The sequence below is a fragment of the Phycicoccus jejuensis genome, from assembly GCF_044797865.1.
Lineage (GTDB): Bacteria > Actinomycetota > Actinomycetes > Actinomycetales > Dermatophilaceae > Phycicoccus > Phycicoccus jejuensis.
In genome coordinates, this window is the sequence record NZ_CP085209.1 from 749,739 (window position 1) to 772,561 (window position 22,823).

At 70.7% G+C, this 22,823-nt stretch carries 15 protein-coding genes and 3 pseudogenes; 13 read left to right on the forward strand and 5 right to left on the reverse strand.

Annotation, left to right across the window (positions count from 1 at the left end; translation table 11 throughout):
- The 7 genes from LG324_RS03415 to LG324_RS03445 all read left to right on the forward strand — a co-directional run bounded on the left by LG324_RS03415 (position 1) and on the right by LG324_RS03445 (position 8,302).
- Positions 1 to 1,509, forward strand: coding sequence for an SCO6880 family protein (locus tag LG324_RS03415; RefSeq protein WP_404351781.1), 1,509 nt, complete (start codon positions 1 to 3; stop codon positions 1,507 to 1,509).
- Positions 1,510 to 1,577: 68 nt separating this feature from the next.
- Positions 1,578 to 3,098, forward strand: a complete 1,521-nt coding sequence (locus LG324_RS03420; protein ID WP_404351783.1) for an ATP-binding protein — start codon at positions 1,578 to 1,580, stop codon at positions 3,096 to 3,098.
- A gap of 13 nt (positions 3,099 to 3,111) precedes the next feature.
- Positions 3,112 to 4,296 (forward strand): peptidoglycan DD-metalloendopeptidase family protein, encoded by a 1,185-nt coding sequence (locus LG324_RS03425; RefSeq protein WP_404351786.1) that lies wholly within the window; start codon positions 3,112 to 3,114, stop codon positions 4,294 to 4,296.
- Positions 4,297 to 4,334: 38 nt separating this feature from the next.
- Entirely contained in the window at positions 4,335 to 5,672 is a 1,338-nt protein-coding gene (locus LG324_RS03430; protein ID WP_404351788.1) for an ATP-binding protein, read from the forward strand.
- 64 nt (positions 5,673 to 5,736) lie between these two features.
- Positions 5,737 to 6,195, forward strand: a complete 459-nt coding sequence (locus tag LG324_RS03435; protein ID WP_404351790.1) for a hypothetical protein — start codon at positions 5,737 to 5,739, stop codon at positions 6,193 to 6,195.
- Positions 6,192 to 7,646, forward strand: a complete 1,455-nt coding sequence (locus LG324_RS03440; protein WP_404351792.1) for a type IV secretory system conjugative DNA transfer family protein — start codon at positions 6,192 to 6,194, stop codon at positions 7,644 to 7,646. The genes LG324_RS03435 and LG324_RS03440 overlap by 4 nt, the downstream gene beginning before the upstream one ends.
- Positions 7,643 to 8,302: a hypothetical protein gene (locus LG324_RS03445; RefSeq protein ID WP_215512032.1), complete on the forward strand. Its 660-nt coding sequence runs from the start codon at positions 7,643 to 7,645 to the stop codon at positions 8,300 to 8,302. The genes LG324_RS03440 and LG324_RS03445 overlap by 4 nt, the downstream gene beginning before the upstream one ends.
- A 9-nt stretch (positions 8,303 to 8,311) precedes the next feature.
- On the opposite strand, the pseudogene LG324_RS03450 reads toward LG324_RS03445, so the two are convergent.
- A pseudogene (locus LG324_RS03450) lies at positions 8,312 to 8,458 on the reverse strand (integrase core domain-containing protein); the annotation flags it as partial.
- A 68-nt stretch (positions 8,459 to 8,526) separates the two neighbouring features.
- Here LG324_RS03450 and LG324_RS03455 point away from each other — a divergent pair.
- Both LG324_RS03455 and LG324_RS03460 read left to right on the forward strand, forming a co-directional pair.
- Positions 8,527 to 9,695: pseudogene (locus LG324_RS03455) on the forward strand (IS3 family transposase).
- 69 nt (positions 9,696 to 9,764) lie between these two features.
- The gene (locus LG324_RS03460; protein ID WP_404351795.1) at positions 9,765 to 10,505 is read left to right on the forward strand and encodes a winged helix-turn-helix transcriptional regulator; all 741 of its coding nucleotides are present in this window, start codon (positions 9,765 to 9,767) and stop codon (positions 10,503 to 10,505) included.
- Positions 10,506 to 10,541: 36 nt separating this feature from the next.
- Here LG324_RS03460 and LG324_RS03465 read toward each other — a convergent pair.
- Positions 10,542 to 10,759, reverse strand: a pseudogene (locus LG324_RS03465) (transposase); the annotation flags it as partial.
- A 222-nt stretch (positions 10,760 to 10,981) separates the two neighbouring features.
- On the opposite strand from LG324_RS03465, the gene LG324_RS03470 reads away from it, so the two are divergent.
- Positions 10,982 to 11,755, forward strand: a complete 774-nt coding sequence (locus tag LG324_RS03470) for an RNA polymerase sigma factor (protein WP_404351798.1) — start codon at positions 10,982 to 10,984, stop codon at positions 11,753 to 11,755.
- 1,214 nt (positions 11,756 to 12,969) lie between these two features.
- On the opposite strand, the gene mobF is transcribed toward LG324_RS03470, so the two are convergent.
- Positions 12,970 to 18,507, reverse strand: a complete 5,538-nt coding sequence (gene mobF / locus LG324_RS03475) for a MobF family relaxase (protein ID WP_404351801.1) — start codon at positions 18,505 to 18,507, stop codon at positions 12,970 to 12,972.
- 303 nt (positions 18,508 to 18,810) lie between these two features.
- Between mobF and LG324_RS03480 the strand changes: the two genes are divergently transcribed.
- Both LG324_RS03480 and LG324_RS03485 read left to right on the forward strand, forming a co-directional pair.
- Complete coding sequence (locus LG324_RS03480; protein WP_404351804.1) at positions 18,811 to 19,140, forward strand: hypothetical protein; 330 nt, start codon at positions 18,811 to 18,813, stop codon at positions 19,138 to 19,140.
- Between the two features lie 10 nt (positions 19,141 to 19,150).
- Positions 19,151 to 19,645 carry a hypothetical protein gene (locus LG324_RS03485; protein ID WP_404351807.1) on the forward strand — a complete coding sequence of 165 codons (495 nt, stop codon included), beginning with the start codon at positions 19,151 to 19,153 and terminating at the stop codon, positions 19,643 to 19,645.
- A 62-nt stretch (positions 19,646 to 19,707) separates the two neighbouring features.
- Here the strand turns inward: LG324_RS03485 and LG324_RS03490 are convergent, their stop codons facing one another.
- Positions 19,708 to 19,890 (reverse strand): hypothetical protein, encoded by a 183-nt coding sequence (locus LG324_RS03490; protein ID WP_215512047.1) that lies wholly within the window; start codon positions 19,888 to 19,890, stop codon positions 19,708 to 19,710.
- An 84-nt stretch (positions 19,891 to 19,974) separates the two neighbouring features.
- A complete protein-coding gene (locus tag LG324_RS03495; protein ID WP_404353118.1) occupies positions 19,975 to 21,258 on the reverse strand; it encodes an IS256 family transposase in 1,284 nt (427 codons plus the stop codon).
- A 450-nt stretch (positions 21,259 to 21,708) separates the two neighbouring features.
- On the opposite strand from LG324_RS03495, the gene LG324_RS03500 reads away from it, so the two are divergent.
- Positions 21,709 to 22,791, forward strand: a complete 1,083-nt coding sequence (locus LG324_RS03500) for an IS110 family transposase (protein WP_192912052.1) — start codon at positions 21,709 to 21,711, stop codon at positions 22,789 to 22,791.
- Positions 22,792 to 22,823: the final 32 nt, after the last annotated feature.

Consider the following 22,823-nt stretch of genomic DNA (forward strand, 5'->3'; position numbering starts at 1 on the left):
ATGACCGTGATCTACCGCGACTACTCCAAGGCCCGGATCGGCTGGCTCCCGTTCGGGCTCACCGGCTGGCAGGCCGGCGTCATCGTCGGGTCCGTGCTGCCGGTGTTCATCGCCCTGAACCGCGGAGCATGGGCGTCCGCAGGGTTGCTGCTGCTGGCCAGCGTCGCCGTGACCCTGGTGACGGTGGTGCCGGTGCGCGGCCGCTCGGCGACCGGGTGGCTGGTGGCCTCGATCGCGTTCGTGACCGGAGGGGTCGCGGGGTGGACCCGGTTCCGCTCCAGGGCGGCTCGAGGTGGTGTCGAGAACCTCGACCAGGCAGACCTGCCCGGGTCGTTGGCCGGGGTGGAGATCCATGAGGGCCCACCCAGCGGGCTCGAGGGCAGGCGGGTGGCGCTGATCCAGAACCACGCCGCCCGGACGTGGGCGGTCACGGCCGCCATCGTCCACCCAGGGCTGGGCATGCGCGACGCCGACGAGAGGTCCCGGATGGCCCAGGGGCTCGCAGACCTCATCGACCAGGCCGCTCGTGGCGAGCTCGTCGACGAGGTCCTCTTCCTCACGCGCACGGTCCCCGAGGACGGCGCCGAGCGCGACCAGTGGACGGCACGCCACCGCCGCGGCCCCGGCGGGCAGGTGCGCGCCATCAACAACGACCTGCAGCAGATCCTCACCGGCGCCTCGGTCCGGACCGAGACCTTCGTGACGGTCGTGGTCCCCGAGACACGGTTGGGGAAGGCGGCCAGGGAGGCCGGGCGCGGCATCGAGGCCCGCGCCCAGGTCCTCTATGGCGTCATGGCCGAGATCGAAGCCCAGCTCAAGGGCGGGATGGGCTGTACGAACATCACCTGGCTGACCAGTCCCGAGCTCGCAGTGGCCTGCCGGACGGGGTTCGCCCCCGGGGACCGTGCTGGCATCGTCGACGCCCTGACCGCTGCGGCCGCCGGGGTCGAGGTCAACACCCAGGTGCCGTGGGCGATGGCCGGGCCCTCCGGCGCCGACGTCGTGGCCCGGCACTACAGCCACGACGCCTGGAACTCGATCAGCTCAACCCTGCGCCTGCCGGTCAAGGGAGCCCTGCTCGGAGCGCTGGCGCCGATCCTGGCGCCGAGAGCCACCGGTGAGCGTCGCTCGTTCCTGGTGGCCTACCCGATCCTCTCCCAGCGCAAGGCGGCGCGTGCTGCGGCCTCGGGGGAGTGGGCTGCCGACGTCGGCAGCGCGCTGCGGGAGAAGGCGAGGATGCGCCAGTCCACCAAGGTCCGCGACGAGGTCGCCCAGGTCCGGGCACGTGAGGAGCGGCTCTCGCGAGGGAGCGCGATGACCCAGCCGTACGCGGTGTGCACGGTCACGGTGCCCAAGACCCTGCGGGTGGCCGAGTACGGGCGCCGCCTCGACGGCGCGATCCGCGCGGCCGGGTTTGCCGGCCTGCGGCTCGACCTGGCCCAGGACGTCGCGTTCGCCGCATCCGTGGTGCCCATGGGCATCAGCCTCACCCGCCGCGGCGACGGGTGAGGCTCCACGGCCGCCGGACCCGCCCACGGACACAGACCAGACGCCACAACCACCCTCGGGAGACCCAGATGACCGGAACGGCACGCGGCCGCGACGTCACCCGCCTGCTGGCCGACTTCGGCCACGACGTCCCCACGCTCGGGGCGGAGCCGACACCACCCAAGGAGGCCCGCCTCTTCCGCCACCAGCCCCGCCGGGGCGCCCGTGCCGCCGGCCGCGGCTGGGCCGCCGCCAGCGCACCCGTGACCGCCTACCGGATGACCTCGGACCAGGCGCCGGTGTTCTGGCCGTTCATCGCCGGACCGGGCCTGCCGCCGACCGGGGCGCAGATGGGCATCGACATGCTGTCCGGGTCGGCGTTCCACGCCGACCCGGTCGGGTGGGTCCTGCGCGACGACATCCCGGTCACCAACGCCAACGTCGTCTGCATGGGCAAGCCCGGCACGGGCAAGTCCGCCACGACCAAGGCGTTCTGCCTGCGGATGACCGACTTCGGCTACCGCATCCTGATCCTGGGCGACCCCAAGGACGAGTACGAGCGGCTCTGCCGCTTCTTCGGCGTCACTCCCTTCGCGCTCGGACCCGGGATGCCGGCACGGATCAACCCCCTCGGGCTCGGGCCGCTGGCCCATGGGTGGGCCGACCTCACCGCGGAAGCAGCCCGCAGCCGCAGCGCCGTCGCGTTCACCCGGTGGCTCACCCTCGTGCGTGCCCTCGTCGGCAGCCAGCGCATCGGCAGCGAGCGGGTCCCGTTCGGTCCCAGCGAGGAGACCGTCGTCAAGACCGCCCTGGAGGACCTCACCGGGTACGGCACCGGGAACACCACCCTGACCGAGACGACGATCCCCAAGCTGTGGCACTACCTCGACGCTCCCACCGACCGGCTCATCCAGCAGTGCCGCTACTCCAGCCGCCAACACTTCCTCGACCAGACCCGCCTCCTGCGCGACGCGCTCGGCCAGCTCGTCTCCGGCGCCCTGGCCGGTCTCTTCGACGATCTGACCAACATCGACGTCGACTGGCGAGCCCCCATCCAGTCCCTCTCCCTCTCCAGGCTCAACCCCCTGGGGGACGAGGCAGTCGGCACGGCCCTGGTGTGCCTGAACAGCTGGGGCCGCGGGATGCGCGAGATCGCCGACCCCGGAGACCTGCGCGTCGTCGTGCGCGACGAGGTGTGGAAGGCCATGCGGCTGGGCGTCGAGGCGGTGAAGTCGCTCGATGAGGACCTGCGCCTCTCCCGCGGTGTCGCCGGCCGAGGCGGCGACATCCAGTGGCTCAACGCACACAAGCCCTCGGACATGCTCACCGTCGGCGACCAAGGCTCCCAAGCCGCCAACATCGCCCGCGACCTGATGCACCTGGCGGACGTGAAGATCCTCCACGGCCAGAAGCAGGGCGTGGCCCGCGAGCTGGACGACATGCTCGGCCTGGGTGACCAGGCCCGCGAGGTGATGACCGGCTGGGCGATGCAGCGCAAGGGTCGGGCCTTGTGGCTGGTGGGGGAGCGTCCCTACAAGGTCGAGACCAGGCTGCACCCCCTGGAGGAGCACCTGACCTGGACCAACGAGGCGCTCGAGGGCGCGATCTGACGACGGCGCCACCGTGAAGAAGATCCTGCTCCCGGCCCTGCTGGTCGCCATCCTGGCCATCGGGGCACCCATGCTCCTGGTCGCGACCACCGCCGCCGGGACCGCCGCCGCCGTCCAGGCCACCAGCTGCGCCGCTGCCGGCGCCCCCGCGGCAGGAGCGTGGCGCCCACCCTTCCACCAGGCCTACGCCGTCGGCTCCCGCGGCTTCGGGATCAGGTTCCACCCGATCGAGCGCATCTGGAAAGAGCACACCGGGCAGGACCTGACCTCCCTGCCCCGGCCCGGCCCGGTCGTCGCGGCCGCAGCCGGCACGGTGGTCAGCGCCGGCACTGCCGGCGGCTACGGCAACCTCGTCGTCCTGGACCACGGCGGCGGCATCCACACCGCCTACGCCCACCTCGCCCGGATCAACCCCGACGTGCGCGCTGGGGCGGCCGTACGCATCGGGCAGCCGCTGGGCCTGGAAGGCTCCACCGGCAAGAGCACCGGGCCCCACCTGCACTTCGAGGTCCGCCGCGATGGCAGCGCCATCGACCCCATCCCCTTCATGCTCGAACGCGGGGCACCCCTGAACGGGGTGGCCGTCGCACCCAGCCAGGAACCCGGCGCCGCACGGCCTACCCCCCGCGAGTCCCCGCCCGGCCGCGGGTTCGACCTGCCCCCACCCGGCACCCCACGCCTGGCGTCCCTGACCAGCAGCCCGGCGCCGATCCCCGCCGACGTCAAGGCGCTGTACGTCGCTGCCGCGAAGCGGTACTCCCTGCCGTGGACGCTGCTGGCCGGGATCGGGATGGAGGAGACCGCGCACGGCGCACACACCGCCACCTCCAGCACCGGCGCCCAGGGCCTCATGCAGTTCATGCCCGCCACCTGGGCCAGCTACGGAGTCGACGGCGACGGTGACGGCCGCGCCGACATCCACAACAACGCCGACTCGGTGTTCTCCGCAGCCAACTACCTCACCGCCTCCGGGGTCGCCGAGGGAGCCGACGGCGTGCGCAAGGCCCTCTTCGCCTACAACCACGCCGACTGGTACGTCAACGACGTCCTGCACTACGCAGCCGCCTACGGCGGTGGAAGCGTCCTCGCCCAGCCCAGCGACTGCACCAGCAGCCGGCGAGAGGGTCCCCCCGCAGCGGCTGCAGCCATCTCCGACACGCCAACCCGACGTGCCACCACCACGGCAGCCGATAACTGAGGCTAGATATCGACAGTTATAGACGAGAGGAGCTGGCCGTGGACTCACGGATCTACACACCCGGTGCGGGCCACCAGCCACCGGTGCTCGCCGGGCGCGATGACCTCATGCGTGACTGGCGGCTCATGCTCAACGACACCGGTGCCCGGGGGAGGGTCGCTGCGGTCGACACCATCCTCGTTGGTCCTCGCGGGGTAGGGAAGACCGCCCTGTTGAAGGCCTACGGGCACGAGGCCGACCGGCACGGCTCGATCGTGCTGTCCGTGCAGGCGGTGCAGGGCGGGGAAGGGCTGATCGGGTCCCTAATGCAGCAGGCGCGCACACAAACCCAGGCCGAGGCCGGGCCCTGGCGTCGTGCGCGTGCAGCGTTCGAGAACGTCGCCGGCGTCAACGTCTCCGTCGCCGGCTTCGGTGGCGGTGTGTCGATGCGAGAGCCCGCCACCCAGGCCGCGCACCCCGACGCGGGGATGCTCGCCGCCGCTCTGGCCGGCCTGGCCGCGGAGGTGGGTAAGGACCACCCCGGGGCAGGTCTGCTCATGACCGTGGACGAGCTGCAAGTTGCCCCCCACCGCGACCTCGCGCTGCTCGCCGCGACCTTGCACCGCCTCAACGTCGACCACCCCGAGGCCAACGTCACCTTCGCCGCCACGGGCCTGCCACTGACACCCTCGGTCCTGACCGCAGCCGGGGTCACCCACCCCGACCGCCTCTTCTCGGTCCAGGACATCCCCCTGAACCTGACACCGCCCGATGCCCGGTACGCCCTGGTCGAGCCCGCCCGCGACCTCGAGGTCACCTGGCAGCCCGACGCCCTCGACCGGGTGCTGGCCGTCACCAACGGCTACCCGGCCCACCTGCAGCTGCTCGCCGACCGGGTCTGGCGCGCCGCCCCCGGCCCGGACACGGTCACCCTCGCCGACGTCGAAGGGGCCCTCCCGCGCCTGGCCGAGGAGCTGGAGATGCGGACCTTCGGCCCCCGATGGGACCGGATGAGCGACCGGCAGGCAGAGTTCCTGACAGCCCTGGCGGTCCTGGGAGGGCGCGCCGCCATGGCCGAGCTGGCCACAGCACTGGGACGGGCCAGCACCGACCTGAGCTGGTTGCGCGACCAGCTGCTCAAGGAAGGCGACATCTACGTCCCGCGCTACGGGCAGGTCGCGATCGCCGTCCCCCTCTTCGCCCCGTTCGTCCTGGCCCGCTACCCCCAGGACCGCCGCACCGGTCAGGAGAGCGGCATCCGCAGCCTCGAGGAGCTGCGCAACAACAGCGCCACGGGCCAGGCCGGCCCCCATCCCGGAAAGGTCACCAGGCCCAACCCCGCACGGCTCGACCCTCCAGGTGGCCCCGGGCCGCGAACACCGCCCCCGCCGCGCTGACCCCACACCACGAACCGGCGGCTTAGGGAGGACGAACAGCCACCGAGCACCCGGAGGTCCTCCCATGCAGCGCTCCCGCAGAACCAACCCTCACCCCTTCACCTGGGAGGTCCCCGTCGCGGGGACCGCAGTCCTCGTGGTGGCGTTGGTGCTCGGCGCCCAGGCCGGCCGCTCGGTCGCCAACCTCCTCGCCGGCAACGGGTGGGCCTTCGTCAGACGCGAGGACCTCTTCAGCACCCTCGGTGGAGTCCTGCAGGGCGACCCCTCGGCAGGCCTGTCGGGGATCGCTACCCCCGCAGGCCCCACCCTCCTGTGGGTCTGCGTCGGGCTGGTGGAGCTGCTGGTCCTTCTGGCGTGCGGCGCGGCGGCCACGTGGGCGCTGGGCCGGTGGGGCCCGGGGCGCCTCAAGGGCATGGCGACCCCGGCGCAAGCCGAGGCCCTGCTGGGCCGGACCCGGTTACACCGCCAGGCCAAGGTCATCCGGCCCGACCTGTACGGCGGGACGCGGCGGGACCCGCGATGAGACGACTACACCCCACCGACGTCGGCTGGCAGCTCGGCAAGGCCCGCGAACCCCGCGCAGGGCAGCTGTGGGTGCCCTGGGACCGCACCGCCGGCGTGATCGGGCCGCAGGGGTCCGGCAAGACCCTGGACCTTCTTGCCCCGGCGCTGATCAACGCACCCGGTGCAGCACTGACCACGCTGACCAAGGTCGACGACCTCCTGCTGACCTTCACCGCCCGCTCCAGCAGCGACCGTCCCGCCGTCGTCCTCGACCCGTTCGGTCTCGTGCCCGGACTGCCGGAGGTGGTGTGGGACCCCATCCGCGGGTGCGTCGACGCGCTCTTAGCCGAGCGCCGCGCCAAGGCGTTCACCGCCGGAACCGTCAAGGGAGCCGTCGCCGGCGGACACGGCGACGACTCGGCTCGGTTCTACGCCGCTGAGGCCGCCAAGGTGCTCCAGGGCTACTTCCACGCCGCAGCCCTGACCGGTCGCAGCCTCGAGGACGTCCTGCACTGGGTAGCCAACCCCGTCGCAGCGTCAGCTCCGCACGAGATCCTGCGCGCCCACCCCCACGCCGCGTCGTTCTGGGCCGGGCTGCTCCACGGCGCGCTGCACGGCGACGACCGCACCGCCGGCAACACGGTCACCACCGTGCAGCAGGCCATGGCCCTGTTCTTCCAGGAAGACACCCGCCGCCGCTGCGTCCCCTCCCCGGGACGGCCCGTCACCGACGTCGTCGACGTCATCACCCGCGGCGGGACCTTCTACCTCCTCGGCCGGGAGGACCCCTACGCCTCGGCGTCCCCGCTGATGACAGCCTTCACTGAGCACGTCCTGGACACCGCCCTCGAGGTCGCCAACACCACACCGTGGGGCCGGCTCTGCCCGCCCTTCCACGCCATCCTCGACGAGTTGCCCTCCACCGCACCCCTGCCGACCCTGCGCACCCGCATGGCCAACGAGCGGGCGCTGGGCATCTCGTTCCTGTGGGCCGCCCAGGCCTGGCCCCAGCTGGCCGCGGTCTTCGGCGAGCAGGAGGCCCGCACCCTGGTCAGCCTCACCAACAACCTCATCGTGTTCGGCGGCTCCAAGGACGTCGCGTTCAACCGGGAGATCTCCGACCTCCTCGGCGAGGTCCGCATCTCCCGCACCTCCTGGCAGTCCGGCCGGATGGGTGGCCGGCAGCACTCCGCCGACGACATCGCCATCCTCACCGGCGCCGAGATCCGGCAGATCAAGGGACGGCACGCCCTGGTCCTGTCCGAGAACGGCGCCCCGATCATCGCCCACCTGCACCGCTGCATCGAAGGCAAGCCAGGCCGCCAGCTCCTCGCCGACCAGGCCCGCCTCCGTGAGCACGTCAGCATCGGCCAACGCCACTCCGTGAACCCAGAAGCCCGCGCCACCGCCGCGCTGGTCCAGGCCCGCAGGCACGGCCTGACCGCCGACAACGACACCGAGCCGGCATGAGCGAACACACCCGCACCGGACGCGGCCCACGGCCGCAGCCCGTCCTCGAAGGGTTCCCCCGCCCTGGACGACGCGTCGAGCACGCCTACCGCGAGCTCAACGTCGCCCTCTACGGCGACGACAACGAGAAGAAGGCCCTGGGCAACTCCGCCGCCCTCGCCCGCCCCTGGGACCCCCCGACATGCGTCGACCCCGAGCTGCGCGCCGAAGTCTGGGACTGGCTCGACAGAGTCGCCACCTGGATCAACCACGAGTACGTCTGGGACCCCACCGCCATGATCCCTCCCTGCTGGCCCAAGCACCCCCACCTCGTCCACGAGATCGCCGTCATCGCCGACCTACGACGCCGCGCCGGCCTCGCCCTCACCTCCGAAGCACTCGAGGAGTGGCACCGCTACGCCCTGCCCGCGTTCACCGACCGGATGCGCCAACGACTCAAAGCCCAGTGCGAGGACCAAGACCACCAGACCTGGCCGGCGCAAGGACGGCACAAGCGACACCTCGCCCAAAGCGCGGTCGACGAGCGAGGCCGCCACTTCCAGAACGACCTCAACACCCTCACCGACGCGCCCGTGCCCCCGGAAGCGCGCACCCCCCGGCTACGGCTCGTGAACGACGACCAGGTCGACCTCATCACCGGAGAGACCCTCGACTAGGACGTGTTGCTAGATGTACTGACCGGGGACGTTGATCAATCGTGAGAAGGGCGGCTGGCCTCCGCAGGCGGTGTGTGGTCGGTGCTGGTTGTACTCGTGGAGCCAGTCGGGGAGGGCATCGCGGCGTTCGTTCTCGCTCGTGTAGCAGCGCGCATGGGACTGCTGAAGGTTCGGTTGACACCTGATCTGTGGGGCCGAGGAGGTCCCGCTGGGAGGATGTCGACATGCCTGCACCCCATCCAAAGGAGTTCCGTGAGGACGTGGTCGCGGTCGCCCGCAAGGGCGAGACCCCGATCGCGCAACTGGCCAGGGACTTCGGGATCTCCGAGTCGTGTTTGAGGAACTGGCTCAGGGCCGCTGACGTCGAGGACGGGATCCGTCCTGGCGTCACGCGGGCCGACTCCGAGGAGCTGCGAGACCTCAAGCGACGCAACCGGGCGCTGGAGCAGGAGAACGAGGTGCTGCGCCGAGCGGCCGCGTACCTGTCCCAGGCGAACCTGAAGCTGGGCCAGTCCCCAAAATGACCTTCCCGCTGGTCCTGGACCTTGCCGCCGACGGCATCCCCGTCGCGGTGACCTGCGGGCTGCTGGGCTTCTCCCGGCAGGCGTTCTACTCCTGGCGGGCGGTCCCGGTCTCCGAGCGGGACCTGGTCGACGCGTACGCGACCAACGCCGCCTTCGAGGTGCACGCCGAGGAGCCGGGGTTCGGGTACCGGTTCATCGCCGACGAGCTCGCCGACGCCGGGCACGAGGTCTCCGAGCGGCGGGTGTGGAAGGTCTGCTCGCAGGCTGGGATCGTCTCCGCGCACGCGAGGAAGCGGGGCCGGTCCAAGAAGCCGGGCCCGCCGGTGCACGACGACCTCGTCGAGCGGGACTTCACCGCACCCGGCCCGAACATGCTGTGGCTCACCGACATCACCGAGCACCCCACCGGCGAGGGCACGCTGTACCTGTGCGCGGTCAAAGACGTCTGGTCCCGCCGGATCGTCGGCTACTCGATTGACTCCCACAGGACCCGGCACCTCGCGGTTGACGCCTTGGAGATGGCGGTGGCCCGCCGAGGCCGCGCACGAGTCACCGGGTGCGTGGTCCACGCGGACAGGGGCTCTCAGTTCCGCTCCCGGACCTACGTCGCCGCCCTCGGCCAACATCACCTGAAGGGGTCGATGGGCCGTGTCGCCTCCTCGGCGGACAATGCCGCGATGGAGAGCTTCTTCTCCCTGCTCCAGAAGAACGTCCTGAACAGCCGCCGCTGGCAGACCCGTGACCAGCTGCGCCTGGCGATCGTCACCTGGGTCGAGCGCACCTACCACCGCCGGCGCCGGCAACGCGCCCTCGGCAAGCTCACCCCGGTCGAGTTTGAGACCATCAACCATGCCGCTCACGCGGCCTGAAACACCACACCGGAAGTGTCAACCAGACCTTCAGCAGTCCCAGGTGCGGCAGAAGACAGGGTGGCGGGCATGGCTCTCCTTGGTGTGAGAATGGTGCTTGATACTTTCAAGCGGGCACTTGATAAAGTCAAGGGGGTTCAGGTGAGGTCCTACGGACAGCTTTGTTCGATCGCTCGCGCCTTAGATGTCGTCGGTGACCGGTGGACTCTCCTGATCGTGCGTGAGCTGCTGATCGGGGGAGCATTGCGCTTTGGCGAAGTCCAGCGCGGCCTGCCTGGCATCGCGACGAACCTGCTCACCCAGCGCCTGCGGGACCTCGAGACCAACGGTGTCGTCGCCCGCGAGCCCGCCCCAGGAATCCCGGGCACGCCAACGTATCTACTTACCGAGCGTGGCCGGGCCCTGGACGGAGTGCTGCGCGAGCTTCTGAAGTGGGGTGCACCGACGGTTCCAGAGGCGCCGAGTGATGCGATCTTCCAGATGCACTGGCTCAGCCAACCGGCACGCTTCCTCCTCGCGGATCACAGACCGGACGAGCCACCGATCGTGATCCGGTTCGGCACCTTCGACGACGGCTTCGACCTCACCGCCGCCGCCGGGACCATCACGGTGAACCCTTGCCAGCGCGATGTCAGCCCCCTGGCGCGTGTTGCAGGCCCCGGGCCGGTACTGGTTGCCCTCCTGCAAGGCGCAATGCCTCTGCCCGCCGCTATCGCGCATGGCGTGGATATCACCGGCGATGCCGCGACCCTGACGCGAGTTCTACCAGCGCCGCAAGCGTCGACTAACGTCCCCGGTCAGTACAGCTAGAGAGTGTCCGATGAACGGTGTTCCCGGCGTTCATCCTCAGAGGTTCTCGGCGGCCGGCGGCCGGCGTGCGTCCGCGAACGCGTTCAGCGCGGGCTTCCACCACACGGCCCATCGCGCCTGACCGGTGCCTTTGGGGTCCATACCTCGCGTTACGAGGTAGCTGGTCTTCAGCGCGGCCTGCTCGGTGGGGGGTGCCCGCACACGCTGACCGCGCGGCGGTAGCGGGAGTGCAGTGACTCGATCGCGTTCGTGGAGAACAGACCCGCCAGGACCGGGCTCTATCGGCTGGAGGCAGGGAACTTCGAGGCGACGCGCGAGCATCGGGTCGTCACCGCGTGTTGGAGGGGCAGCGGACAATGGCTGTGCTCGACCCTGAAAAAAGTCGACGCAGAGTTGGGGGGTGGGCGTAGGTGGCCCACCTATGAGGGAACAACCAACGACGGAGTCGCTGGTCGTCCCCGAGAGAAGAAACAGGTATGGACTCAGAGCCAGAGAGCGAGCCGGAACTGCCCGGCGCCTCTGGCGCGCCCGTACAACAGCAGGTGCCAGAGGCGTGGCTCGTCGAGGCCGGACACGCAGATCTCGCGGACACCGTCGACCGGATGGCCGGCGACGTGGACCTCAACCTAAGCCTGGCACTGGCTGGGTACGAGGGTCGGCTCTGGGACTACTTCGCCAACGAACTGGCCAAGTACGGGTGCGCGGTCATCGCCAGCTGGATCCGCCGAAAGATCATCTTCGAACGCTGCCGGACCAAGGGCTTCGGCGGGCTCCCGACGTCCGACCGCCCCTTCACCGAGGACGAAGTAGCTGAGCTGACCTACGAGACGGTAACGAAGGCGCTCTTCCACTTCCGGCACGACGTGCTCATGAAGAGCAAGTGGGATCACCGTAGGGGAGCCACTCTCCGTACGTACTTCATCGGGCAGTGCCTCATCAGGTTCCCGAACATCTACCGCCGCTGGTGGGCTGGAGAGAAACGCAATCGCGCCCTACTCACTGAAGACGACGACCTGCTGAGCGTGTACCGGGGCGCTGTCAGCGGCCCTGAGCCCCGGGTCGTTGCGGGCGTGACCGCCGAGGAGGCGCTGTCCACGGTCAAGGACCCCCGGGTACGGCAAGCCATGCGACTCCGGGGCGAGGACTGGACGCAAGCCCAGATCGCCGACCACTTCGATGTCAGCGAAAAGACCGTGGAGCGCATGATCGCCAACGAGCGAGCACGACTAAAGAAGAGAGGTATTGCATGAGGAACTCGGAGATCCGAGCGAAGGTCAACGGCGGATCCCTCGGGACGCCGTCCGCGAGAGCGGCACGGCGGTCGGTTCCCGATGACACTGCGCGCCGAATCGTTGCTCGGGCACAAGGGGAGTGGAAGTCGAAAAGCATCCGCTCCAAGGAGTCTGGGGGGTGAGAAGGCGCCAGACACTTATACGCAGGCATCAGACGGTCCAACCGGTCCGCCTGTGGAGCCGCACAAGAGTGAGGCTCCTCAACCAGCAGAAGCCAGTCGAGGAGCCATCACGGGTGACATTGTGAGAGTACTCGACACCGGCCGTCTGCATGAGGGACTTGGAGGTCCCAATATGGCCAAGGGCCACGCAAGGAGCGCCATCACGGGGCGCTACATCTCGAGGGCGGCCGCCGCCCGCCATCCTCGTACCTCCGTCGTCGAGTCCGGCGGCAACAGGGGCTCGGGAACCGCACACCGGTCCGCCATCAGTGGTCGCTACGTGACCAAGGGGACGGCCCAGCGGAACCCGAACACCACGGTCACCGAGAACGGCTGACCACGTTCAGTGCTGCGGGGCGTCGGCCAGGCGCCCCGCAGCACTGGGTTCACCCGATGAGCTTTCGTGCTGTCTTCGCGTCGTGTCTACATGACTTCAGGGAGAGCCGGCCCGGCTTAGGTCCGCACCCGGCGCTCGACTGACTCGGACCCTCCCCCGGGTGTGACCCCGTCCCGAAGGTCAGCGGGTGATGATCCTGCTGACCCGGTGTGTCTCGGAGCCAACGAGGGTTGTCGACCCCACCTGACGCCACTGCTGGATGTGCCCGGCTCCACCGTGGTTGGTGCCAAGACACGAGCAGGTGCAGTCCTCACCCCTGGCGTTCTGGCATCTGGTGTCGCACTGCTCTGTGGAGCGGTAGTCGAGGTGCACCTCGACCTCTGGCCATCGGTCGAGGAGAGCATCCACGAGGGGAGATAGGTGGTTTCGAGCGATTGCCCAATGGCCAGCCGACCTCCTCCAGGTTGGCCGGATCCGATCACCGAGGGCTTCGTGAATCCACTGACGGTTGTCGGGTGCGTAGGGAATGCGCAGCTGTAGTCGGCCGTGGACCGGACGGACGATCGTAGGCCTCATCCCCATCGCAAGAACGTAACCGGTTCCAACTGGTGTAGCGCTGGGAGACGGACAATCGGGATGGTCAACGGCTGAAACCTGGACCGACGGCGCCGGGACTAGCGAGAGACCTGACGGTGATTCTGCGAGGGCGACGTCGGCGGGGCTGGTGGTGATGTAAGTGCCCGGTCGGGCGCAGGATCCGTCTGACGCGACATCCGGGCTCGAGTCGCCCTGATGTCGTCGAGCTGCTCATTAGCGACGTCGTGTGGCTCGTCGTCCCAACGGGCTACGGCGTCGGCGAGGTGGCGACGGAGCACGATACGGGGGACACCGGAGGTCTCGGCGATCGAGTCGATGCCAGCGTCCCAGCGGGACGGATGGCTGGCGGCGAGGACGGTTAGGGCCTGGCGAGCGCCGAGAATCCCGTCGAGTTGGGTGAGGCGTTCGTGGAGGAGGGCGTCGGCTAGAGGCGTGACGGCGGTCAGGGCCGTGCAGACCTCGTTAGCGCCGTAGCGGTGGAGCAGGTCGGCGGGGTCGGTACCTGGTCGCAGCGCGACGGTGGCCGGGTCGAGGTTGTGCTGCGCGAGGAGCCAGTAGTCGCGGTGTGCGGCGGTGCGGCCGGCGTCGTCGGCGTCGGTGGCGATGATCGGGTTCTGGTGGTGGGTGTGTGAGGCCGTGGCCAGCTGGCGCGACTGCTCTTCGGTGAGGGCGGTCCCGAGTGGGGCGATCCCGACGTAGTGGCCTTGGCCGGCCAGGGAGATGGCGATGGCGTCGAGCGGGCCTTCGACGAGGACGGGAACGGCGCCGGCCTCGAGGAGGTCTGGTCGGGGGGTGTAGAGCTGGGCGCCCTTGTGGAAGGCGGGGGTGTCGGGGGTGTTGAGGTACTTGGGTCCGTCGGCGTCGTCGCGGCGGCGGCCGACGAAGCCGAGCGTGCTGGTGGTGCCGTCACGTTCGGTGATGGTGATGGGCAGGACGAGGCGGTCGCGGAAGCGGTCGATGACGCGTCCGTTGCGAGTGAGGGTGGCCAGGCCGGACTCGGTGAGCTCGAGGTCGGTCGCTCCGTGGCTACGTAGGTGGGTGACGAGGTGGGTCCAGCCGGCGGGGGCGTAGCCGGGCCGGTAGTCGGGGTCGCCGGTGAGGTCGGTGCGGGTGCGGTCGGTGAGGTAGGTCTGGGCCCAGGAGCCGGGGTAGCGGCCGGTGTAGTAGTCCAGCGCGGCCTGGTTGAGTTCGATGATGCGGGCGCGGCTGACGGGGGCGGTGTCGTCGTCGTAGGCGCGGGCGAGGAGAGCATCGAGCTCACGTCCTTCGGGCTCGAGGACGCCGGCGTGCTGGCGGAGCTGCGCGGCGAGGGTGAGGTGGGCTGCGACGGCGAGGTCGTCGAGCTCGTCGTCGGGGTGTACCCGGTCTGCGTCGATGTCGCGGGGGTCCGGCTCGGTGTCGTCGAGGGGGACCAGCTGCGCCCATTCAGCGTCGGTGGGTGAGAGCTCGTGGTGCTTGAGGTCGTCCTCCCAGAACGGGTTGCGCTCCTGGTCGAGGGTGTCGGTGGCGGGGTCGAGAGGGTGCTCGAGCGGGGGAGGGGGGTCGTTCTGGATGGAGATGTGCCAGACCAGGGCCTGGCACGGGTCGAGGTCGGCGTCCGCTGCCGGCGGGGTGGTGAGCAGGTCGTGGGGGTTCGCGCCGCGTGCCATGGCGTGGTCGACGACGGCTACGAGCGTGGGCCACCAGCTGGAGGCGCGCAGCTGCTCGGCCCGCTCGGGGCCGACGATGTCGGGCAGCTGGGGCGTCCAGGGGGCGATGACCTGGTGCTCGGTGCCGGCTTGGACGGCGACGGCGGGGGAGAGGTGACGGGACAGGCGCCACCAGAGCGCGGCCGCGTTGTGGTCGTCGGGCAGTGGGCCTTCGCTCAGGGCGCGCCCGAGCAGGGCCGGCGCGTCGATCCGGGCACGGGTGAGTGCGGCGAGGCGCTCGGCGAGCAGGGGCGTGAACGGGTCCTTGCGGGACTGGATGAGCACGGTGTCGAGGGTGGGTCCCCACTCGGCCATCGCGGGTGTCCGTCCGGCGAGCAGCCGTTCCTTGAGGGTGTCCTGGTAGTGGTAGCCGGCCTTGGTGGGGTGGACCGGCCCGGTGGGGCGGCGGTCGGTGGCGTCGACGCCGTTGGCGGCGCGCCATACGGCGACGTCGGCCAGGATCTGCGGGGTGGGTCGGCCCTGGCCCTGCCGGGCCCAGGTGGGCAGGGCGGTAGCGGTCGTGGCGTCGTCGCGGACCTGGTCGCGCAGGTCGCGGACTCGGGCGGCTCGGGCGGCGAGGTAGGGGCCCCACTGGGGGTCGTCGGCCAGGTCCTCGGGGACGGCTGGCAGCCATGGGAGGGGGCCGGTGCCGGCGCTGCGCAGACCGGTGTCGTCCAGGCGCCAGTCGAGGACGGAGGCGACGTCGGCGGCGGTGTCGATCTCGCGGGAGGCCGCGGCCGCCCGCAGCTCCTCGAGGGGGTCGGTGCCGTGCGCGGAGCGCAGGATGAGGTGTGCGCGCAGGGTGGGCCAGGCCGGGGCGCGGGTGATGTCGGGGACGAGGAGGTCGGCGGTGTGACCGAGGCGGTCGATCAGTGCCGGGCCGAGCCGCGCTTCGGCGGCGACGTGCAGGGAGTCGGTGTAGCGGGCGACGGCCCGGGTGAGCTGGGTGGCCGGGTCCTGGTCCTCGCGGCGCAGGGTGGTGGCCGAGCGTGAGGAGTCGTCCCGGGCCAGGACGCGCTCGAGGAGGTCGGTCGCGGTCAGCGGGTGGGTGCTCTCGGGCTTGATGACGGTGTGCTCGTCGCCGTCGCCGACGACCTCGAGGTAGAGGTGGTTCTCGTGGCGGCCGCGGGTGACGGCGGTGTAGGCCAGCTGGCGGGACTCGGCGCCGGTGACCAGGGTGTGGCAGCTGTCGGCGGTGACGCCTTGGGCGGTGTGGACGGTGGAGGCGTAGCCGAGCTCGACGGAGGCGGTGACGTAGCGGTGGGGGAGGCGGACGTGGTGGCCGTTGCGCAGGTGCTGGACGGTGAGCGACCCGTCGGCGTCGACGTCGCTGACGCGCCACCGGTCGCCGTTCTTGACCCAGTCGCTCGAGGTCGTCCGCAGGTTCCGGTCGTTGCTGCGGGTGATGACGGTGTCCCCGAGCGAGGCGTGGGCGCCGTCGGCCAGTGCCGCGGCGGCCGACACCGGGGTGGGGTCGGTGGCCAGCCGGTGGGCTCGGGCGCGGGCGTTGAGCTCGGCGACGAGGTCGCGGGTGGGGGCGAGCATGATGGCGTCGCGGCCGGCGGCACGGTCCTGGGTCCACGCGGTGAAGACGTCGTCGGTGATGGTCGAGAGGTCCCCGACGTGGACGCGGCCACGGTCGAGGTAGAAGCCGAGCGCTTCGGGTTGTCCGTCGCGCAGTGCCAGTGACGCGGCGCCTTCGGCGGGGTCGGTGAAGCGCATGAGCTCGCTGAGGTGGAGGCATCCGTGGGTGGCTTGGATGTCGCGCAGGACACCGCCGGCGCCGACTGCGGCGAGCTGCTGGTCGTCCCCGATCAGGCGCAGAGAGCCGCCGCGGGCCAGGACGTACTGGACGACGGTGTCCAGGGTCGGGGTGTCGGCCATCCCGGCCTCGTCGATGACGACCAGGGTGCGTGGCCCGATGCCCTGAGCCCAGGCCGGCAGGGGTTCGCGGTCGGTGTGCTGGAGGTGCCAGGCGAGCTTGGCCATCGTGTCGGTGGAGGCGTCGAGGTGCTCACCCAGGACAGCGGCCGCGGCCGCGGACGGGGCGAGGCCGACGACGTCTCCACCGGCCTCGGTCCAGGCGTGGGTGAGGGCCCGCATGGCGGTGGTCTTGCCCGAGCCGGCCGGTGCGATCGCCAGCTGGAGCCGCGCCCCAGAGGTGGCCATCTCCCGCACCAGGGTGCCCTGGCCCGCGTTGAGGGCGAGCCCGTTGGCGGCTGAGGAGAGCATCGCCAGGTCGACCAGGTTGGCCGGGACGGCCATCCCGTCACGCAGGCCGGCCGCGGCCACGATCCGTGCCTCGGCCGCGAGCAGGTCGCCGGCGGTGTAGAGCTCGGAGCCGGCGACGGTGTAGACGCTCGAGCCGTCGCTGCGCTGCAGCTGAGCGGGTACCTCGACGTCGTCGCCGGGCCGGGTCAGCGGCACCGAGCGAGCCAGGACGTCGTCGACGAGGAGGGCCACGACGCGGTCGATGTCGCCGGTGGCCAGGTCGGTGCCGCGGACCTGACGCAGCGCCTCGGCCTCGACGTGCCAGCGCTGCCAGTGTGAGCGGCGCGCGGCCATCGTTTCCAGGATCTGCCCGGCGGTCCTGGCCACCCACGCGCTGTCGACGCGGGCCGCGGTACGGGCGGTGGGGTTGAGCGCCTCGGCGACCATCGCCTGCACCTGATCCGTGCCGCCGAGCGAGGCGGCCGCTTCACTGGCCCACGTCGTGCGCTGCTCCTGCAGGCTTCGGGGTTCGTGCTTGGCGTCGCGGGTCTCCAGCGTTGCCTGCTGCGCCAGGCGGATCGACTCGATCGGGGTCGGGGGTCGCCCGTGGGTGGCCTGGAACGTCTTGGTCAGGTCCTCGCGGCGAGCCTCGATGCTGGTGCGGCGTGAGGACCACACCTGGTTCAGTGCCGGCGCGACACCAACGATCTCCCGGATGGGCCGCTTGCCGGCCTGCGGGTCCTGACGGGCCGCGAACCGCACCCCCAGGGCGGTGCGGAGGTGGTGCTCCAGGCGGGTGTTGTACGTCTCGGACGCGGCGACGGTGGCCTTGAACAGCAGACGCCCGTCGATGGCCAGCCACGCGCCGCTGTCCCTGGCCTGCACCTTGTTCGCCACGGCCACGTGGGTGTGCAGGTCGGGGTCGCCGGCGCGTGAGTCGCGGTGGGTGAAGGCAGCGGCGAGCAGGCCGCGGGTCTCGACCTGGCGGGCCCCGTGGGCGCCCTCCCGGGTGAACAGGGCGTGCTGCTCGAGGTAGGTCAGGGCGTCCTTGACGGCCTGATGGTGGGCCTTCTCGATCGCGGCCGCGACCGACGGCGCAGCGACGGCCCACAGGGTGCTCACCGACTTCACCGGGGAGAACGTCAGGTCGTAGCCGGCCACGGCGTTGGTGCGCGGCCGGGAGTGCTTGGCGATGGTCGCGGCCACCTCCCGGGCGTCGACCGGGGCACGTCCGTGCTCGTCCCGGAAGAGCTCCACGGCGACCTCGGTGCGGATCCGGGCCCGGTCCTGCAGGCTGCCTGGCGCGTCGGCCGGGAGCCCCGCAGCCGTGTTCGCCGCGGCGACCCGCTGGGCCACCCGGCGGCGGAACTCCGAGACGTCGCCGGCGTACACGTTGAACGGCCGGCCCAACCAGCTGGCGTGGTCCTGGGCGCGCACGTCCAGTCCCGCGGCCGCAGCCTCCTCCCGCATCTGCTCGGCCAGAGGGTGGCGGCCGGCCCCGAACAGGTTGCGCATCTGCTCGGCGGTGACGATGTCGCCGGCGGCCACCCCCTCCAGGCCAGCCAGGCCCGAGCCCAGCCAGGTGCCCGGCGCCTCGCCCTTGGCGGAGTAGTACGACGCCAGGCCGGAGTGCCCACGTTCGGTGACGTCCTGGGCCGCGACCTGGCGGGTCAGGTAGTCATACCCGCTCCCAGCGGTCAGCTTGTGGATGGACATCGTCACACCACCCGTAAGCGGCGATCCTGGCGTGAAGGATCAGTGGTTGAAGCTGAAACGACCGTCGGTGCAAGAGGTGTGTGGGGCAGTGCGCTCGGGCGCGGACGGGTGGTGTCGCGGGGCGTGGGATCGCGTGGGGGGACGCCGTCGCCGGTGGGGTTGGGAGGGCGCGTGGCGGGCTGGTTGGGGTGGTGGTGACTCTTCGGCGCTGTCGGCGCGCTTAGGGGGGGGTGGATGCGATCAGCGGAAGGGGTGTGTGTGATGCCGAATCAGACGGCGCGGCAGCGGGCGAGGAGGGCGGCGTTGGATGCTCAGTCGCGGCTGCGGCAGGAGCGGGCGGAGCAGGAGCGGCGGCGCAGTGGGTTGGCGGTCACGGTGGTGACGGCGCTGGCCGAGCGCGACGAGCTGATGCGTGAGTGCGAGGCGCGGGCCGGGGAGGCGCTGCGGGCGCTGACCGAGGATGAGGGCCTGACCCTGGCCGAGGCGGTGCAGTGGTGCGGCGGTCAGGTGGACGCGCGTGAGGCGGCGCGGCTGCGGAGGGTCGGGCTCGGCGCAGGGGCCGAGCCCGACCCTCCGGGGTCGCGCACGGAGTCGGATGCGCCGGCGGCCGGCAGCGTGCCGGCCGCCGGCTGATCGAGGGCCCGTGGCGCGGCTGGACGACAGTGGGCTGCGGGCGCTGGCTGGTGCGCTCGGGCGGCCCGAGGTGGTGCAGCGGTACCGCTCCAAGGTGGTGGAGGTCGACGGCAGCGGCTGCTGGTGGTGGACGGGGGCGTTGTCCGGGCGGGGCCACGGGAGGTTCTGGCTGGGTCCACAGCGGGTGGTGATCGCGCACCGGTTCGGGTACGCGCGGGTCCACGGGGTCCAAGCCGTGGCGGCGGTGCCGGTGCTGGGCCACCGCTGTGACAACCCGTTGTGTCAGCGGGTCGGTCCGGGCCACGTGGTGGCCTCGTCATACGTCGAGAACCGGCGGGAGTGGGCGATCCGGAAGGCGATCTCCGGCTCCCCGTTGGATGACCCGCGCGGGTCACGGGCCAGGGCGCGCGAGCTGCGGGACCTGGCACGCCAGGACCCTGCCCTGGTGGCTGCGGACCTGGAACGGCTGCGGGCGCTGTACGGCGAGCAGATGGCGTTGTGGTGAGCGCAGTGCAGCGCCCGGCACGGAGGCGGCTCGCGTGCCGGGCGCTGCAGCGTGTGGCTGGGTCAGGTGCGGGTGTCCGGTGGCAGGTCGTAGGCGGTGTGGCCCTCGGCGTAGTCGGCGAACCGCTCGAGCGCGGTCGCGAGGTCGCGGGCCAACGTGGGGGACAGGCGCGCACCCTGGCCGCACCACGCCTCGAGGGCGCGACCGGTGTCGGTGAAGGTGAAGTCGCGCCCACGCTCGTCCATGAAGACGATGCCGACCCCGGCCCGGGGTCGTAGACGACGCCGGGGCCGGGACTGTCCGATGAACGGTGTTTCCGGCGTTCATTTTTAGAGGTTCTCGGCGGCCGGCATGCGGTCGGCGAAGGTGACGGCGAACGCGTTGAGCGCGGGCTTCCACCGCATGGTCCATCGTGCCTGCCCGGTGCCTTTGGGGTCCATGCCCCGGGTGACCAGGTACAGCGTCTTGAGCGCGGCCTGCTCGGTGGGGAAGTGGCCCCGGGCTCCGAGCGCGCGGCGGTAGCGGGCGTTGAGGGACTCGATGGCGTTGGTGGAGAAGAGGACCCGGCGGATCTCGACGTCGTAGGCCAGGAACGGGGTGAACTCCTCCCACGCGGCCCGCCACAGCTTGGGGATGGCCGGGTAGGGCTTGCCCCATTTCTCGTCGAGCTCTTCGAACGCCGCCCAAGCGGCCTCCACGCTGGGTGCGGTGTAGATCGCGCGCAGGTCCTTGGCGTGCTGGTCCCAGTACTTGCGTGAGGCGTAGCGCAGGGTGGCCCGGATCAGGTGGATCACGCAGGCCTGCACGATCGCGGCCGGGAAGACGATGTTGACCGCGTCGGGCAGGCCTTTCAACCCGTCACAGACGACGAAGAACACATCGGCCACGCCGCGGTTCTTCAGGTCGGTCAGGACGTTCATCCAGAACTTCGCCGACTCCCCACCGCCCTTGCCGGCCCACAGCCCGAGCACGTCCAGGTGGCCGCCCAGGTCGACCCCGATCGCGGCGTAGAACGGCTGGTTGCCGACCTGCCCGTCGCGGACCTCGACGTAGATCGCGTCGATGAAGATCGCCGCGTACACCCCCTGAAACTGGCGGGCGCACCAGGCCTGCATCTCCTCCACGACCCGGTCGGTGATCCGCGAGATCGTGTCCTTGGAGATCGACGCGCCGTAGACCTCGGCGAAGTGCGCGCTGATCTCACCGGTGGTCAGCCCCTTGGCGTACAGCGGGATCGCGACCGCGTCGACATCGGACAGGCGTCGCTGGCGCTTCTTGACGATCACCGGCTCGAACGTGCCGGCCCGGTCCCGCGGAACGTCGATCTGAACCTCACCGGCGGCGTCGGTCAGCACCGTTTTGCCTCGCGTGCCGTTGCGGATGTTGCTGGCCCCGCGCTCGGGGGCCTGGTGCTTGGGATGGCCCAGGTGGTCAGTCATCTCCTCCTCCAGCGCCGCCTCGAGCACTGAGGCGGTGATCGACTTCAGCAGCCCGTCCGGGCCGGTGATGTCGTCGCCGCGTTCCCGGGCAGCCCGCACCAGCTCGGTGATCGCCGCCCGCTCCTTGGCCGACGCCGTCGACGAGGACGTCCGCTTCTTCGCTTCCTTGGGCATCGCGCTCCCGCCCCTGACTGTCTCGGTCATCAGTGACCAACCTTCCCGCCAGCAGCTGCCGGCGTGCTAGGCCGGAAACACCGTTTGGCGGACAGTCCCCACCACCGAATCTGGAAACCAGGCTGTAGGGCAGGTCTAGTGAACCGCCTGTAAGTCTTCGTCTCGGCTGGCCTGGGGCTGGCTGGCAGGGTTGGCGTCGGTCACCCGGTGCGCGTTGTGACTCCTGAATCGCCTGACCCCCCTTGGGGGTGTCATGCCTGGGATCTGTCCAGCGTGCGCTGGGTGCCGGCGCCGACCCTGGCCCACAACGATGGCTTGATCAGAAGCATGTCCACCAACGGGATTGCCGTCCCGGTGGTGTGACTCATTACAGGCCCGCCTCGTCGTGACTTCTCACCCGGGCTGACGCCGGCAACGACGTCCAACCCGAACAAGTGAGGAGAACATCGCATGCCCAGTCTGCCGGTCACGGTGGCTGAGACCTACCGCTACGTCGTAGGGGTCGACACCCACGCCGCAACCCACAGCTACGCCGTCGTCGATGACCGCGGGGCACTGCTCGACCAAGCCACCTTCCCGACCTCCCCGGCCGGGCTGCGTCGCGCGAGGGACTGGATCGGTCGCCGCACCCAAGGTGATCTCGACTCGGTGCTGATCGCCGCCGAAGGAACTGGCTCCTACGGGGCTGTTCTCAGCGACGTCCTGTCTGATGCGGGCTACCGCGTGGTCGAAGCACCAACCCCTCGGCGCGAACGTGGCCGCGGGAAGACCGACGCTCTTGACGCTGTCCTCGCTGCCCGTGCCAGCTTGGTCATGCCGCTGGCCTCGCTACGTGATCGCCGCGCCGGTCAAGCGCACACCGCGCTGCGGGTCCTCACCGTCGCCCGTGAGCACCTCAACGTCGAGCGGACCAGGTGCATCAACGCACTGACCTCGATGCTGCGCAGTCACGACCTCGGCGTCGATGCCCGAAAGTCTCTGACTTCCCAGCAGGTCACCACCATCGCTGGATGGCGACGTCGCGAGGAAGGGATCGGGACGGCGACCGCCCGCGCTGAGGCAGTCCGACTGGCCAAGCGCGTGCTCGTGCTCGATGAGGAGCTGTTCGAGAACCGTCAGCGACTGACCGAGATCGTCACCGCCGAGGCGCCCGAGCTCCTCGAATTGCGCGGCGTAGGCGCCGTCACCGCAGCCATCATCCTGACCGTCTGGTCCCACCCTGGACGCATCCGTAGCGAAGCGGCCTTCGCCGCGATCGCCGGCACTGCACCAATCCCCGCCTCGTCCGGCAACACCGTGCGTCACCGCCTCAACCGCGGCGGCGACCGCCGGCTCAACCGGGCACTGAACACCATCGTGCTGACCCGCATGCGAACTGACCCAGACACCCGGGCCTACGTCCAACGGCGCCTGGCCGAGGGCAAGACCAGCAAGGAAATCCGACGCTGCCTCAAGCGCTACGTCGGACGGCAGATCTTCCGCACCCTCGCCGCGACCCACCCAGGACCAGAAGTGCTCGCGCCAGCTGCTTGACACGACATAGAAGCATCCCGGCATGTCCGGAG

Bases quoted from the DNA above. Each gene is read 5' to 3' on its own strand.
- LG324_RS03490 (WP_215512047.1), bottom strand. From the start codon at position 19,890: ATGGACGAGCGTGGGCGCGACTTCACCTTCACCGACACCGGTCGCGCC.
- LG324_RS03500 (WP_192912052.1), top strand. From the start codon at position 21,709: ATGCCCAGTCTGCCGGTCACGGTGGCTGAGACCTACCGCTACGTCGTA.
- LG324_RS03420 (WP_404351783.1), top strand. From the start codon at position 1,578: ATGACCGGAACGGCACGCGGCCGCGACGTCACCCGCCTGCTGGCCGAC.
- LG324_RS03495 (WP_404353118.1), bottom strand. From the start codon at position 21,258: ATGCCCAAGGAAGCGAAGAAGCGGACGTCCTCGTCGACGGCGTCGGCC.
- LG324_RS03440 (WP_404351792.1), top strand. From the start codon at position 6,192: ATGAGACGACTACACCCCACCGACGTCGGCTGGCAGCTCGGCAAGGCC.
- LG324_RS03445 (WP_215512032.1), top strand. From the start codon at position 7,643: ATGAGCGAACACACCCGCACCGGACGCGGCCCACGGCCGCAGCCCGTC.
- LG324_RS03470 (WP_404351798.1), top strand. From the start codon at position 10,982: ATGGACTCAGAGCCAGAGAGCGAGCCGGAACTGCCCGGCGCCTCTGGC.
- LG324_RS03435 (WP_404351790.1), top strand. From the start codon at position 5,737: ATGCAGCGCTCCCGCAGAACCAACCCTCACCCCTTCACCTGGGAGGTC.
- mobF (WP_404351801.1), bottom strand. From the start codon at position 18,507: ATGTCCATCCACAAGCTGACCGCTGGGAGCGGGTATGACTACCTGACC.
- LG324_RS03415 (WP_404351781.1), top strand. From the start codon at position 1: ATGACCGTGATCTACCGCGACTACTCCAAGGCCCGGATCGGCTGGCTC.
- LG324_RS03460 (WP_404351795.1), top strand. From the start codon at position 9,765: ATGGCTCTCCTTGGTGTGAGAATGGTGCTTGATACTTTCAAGCGGGCA.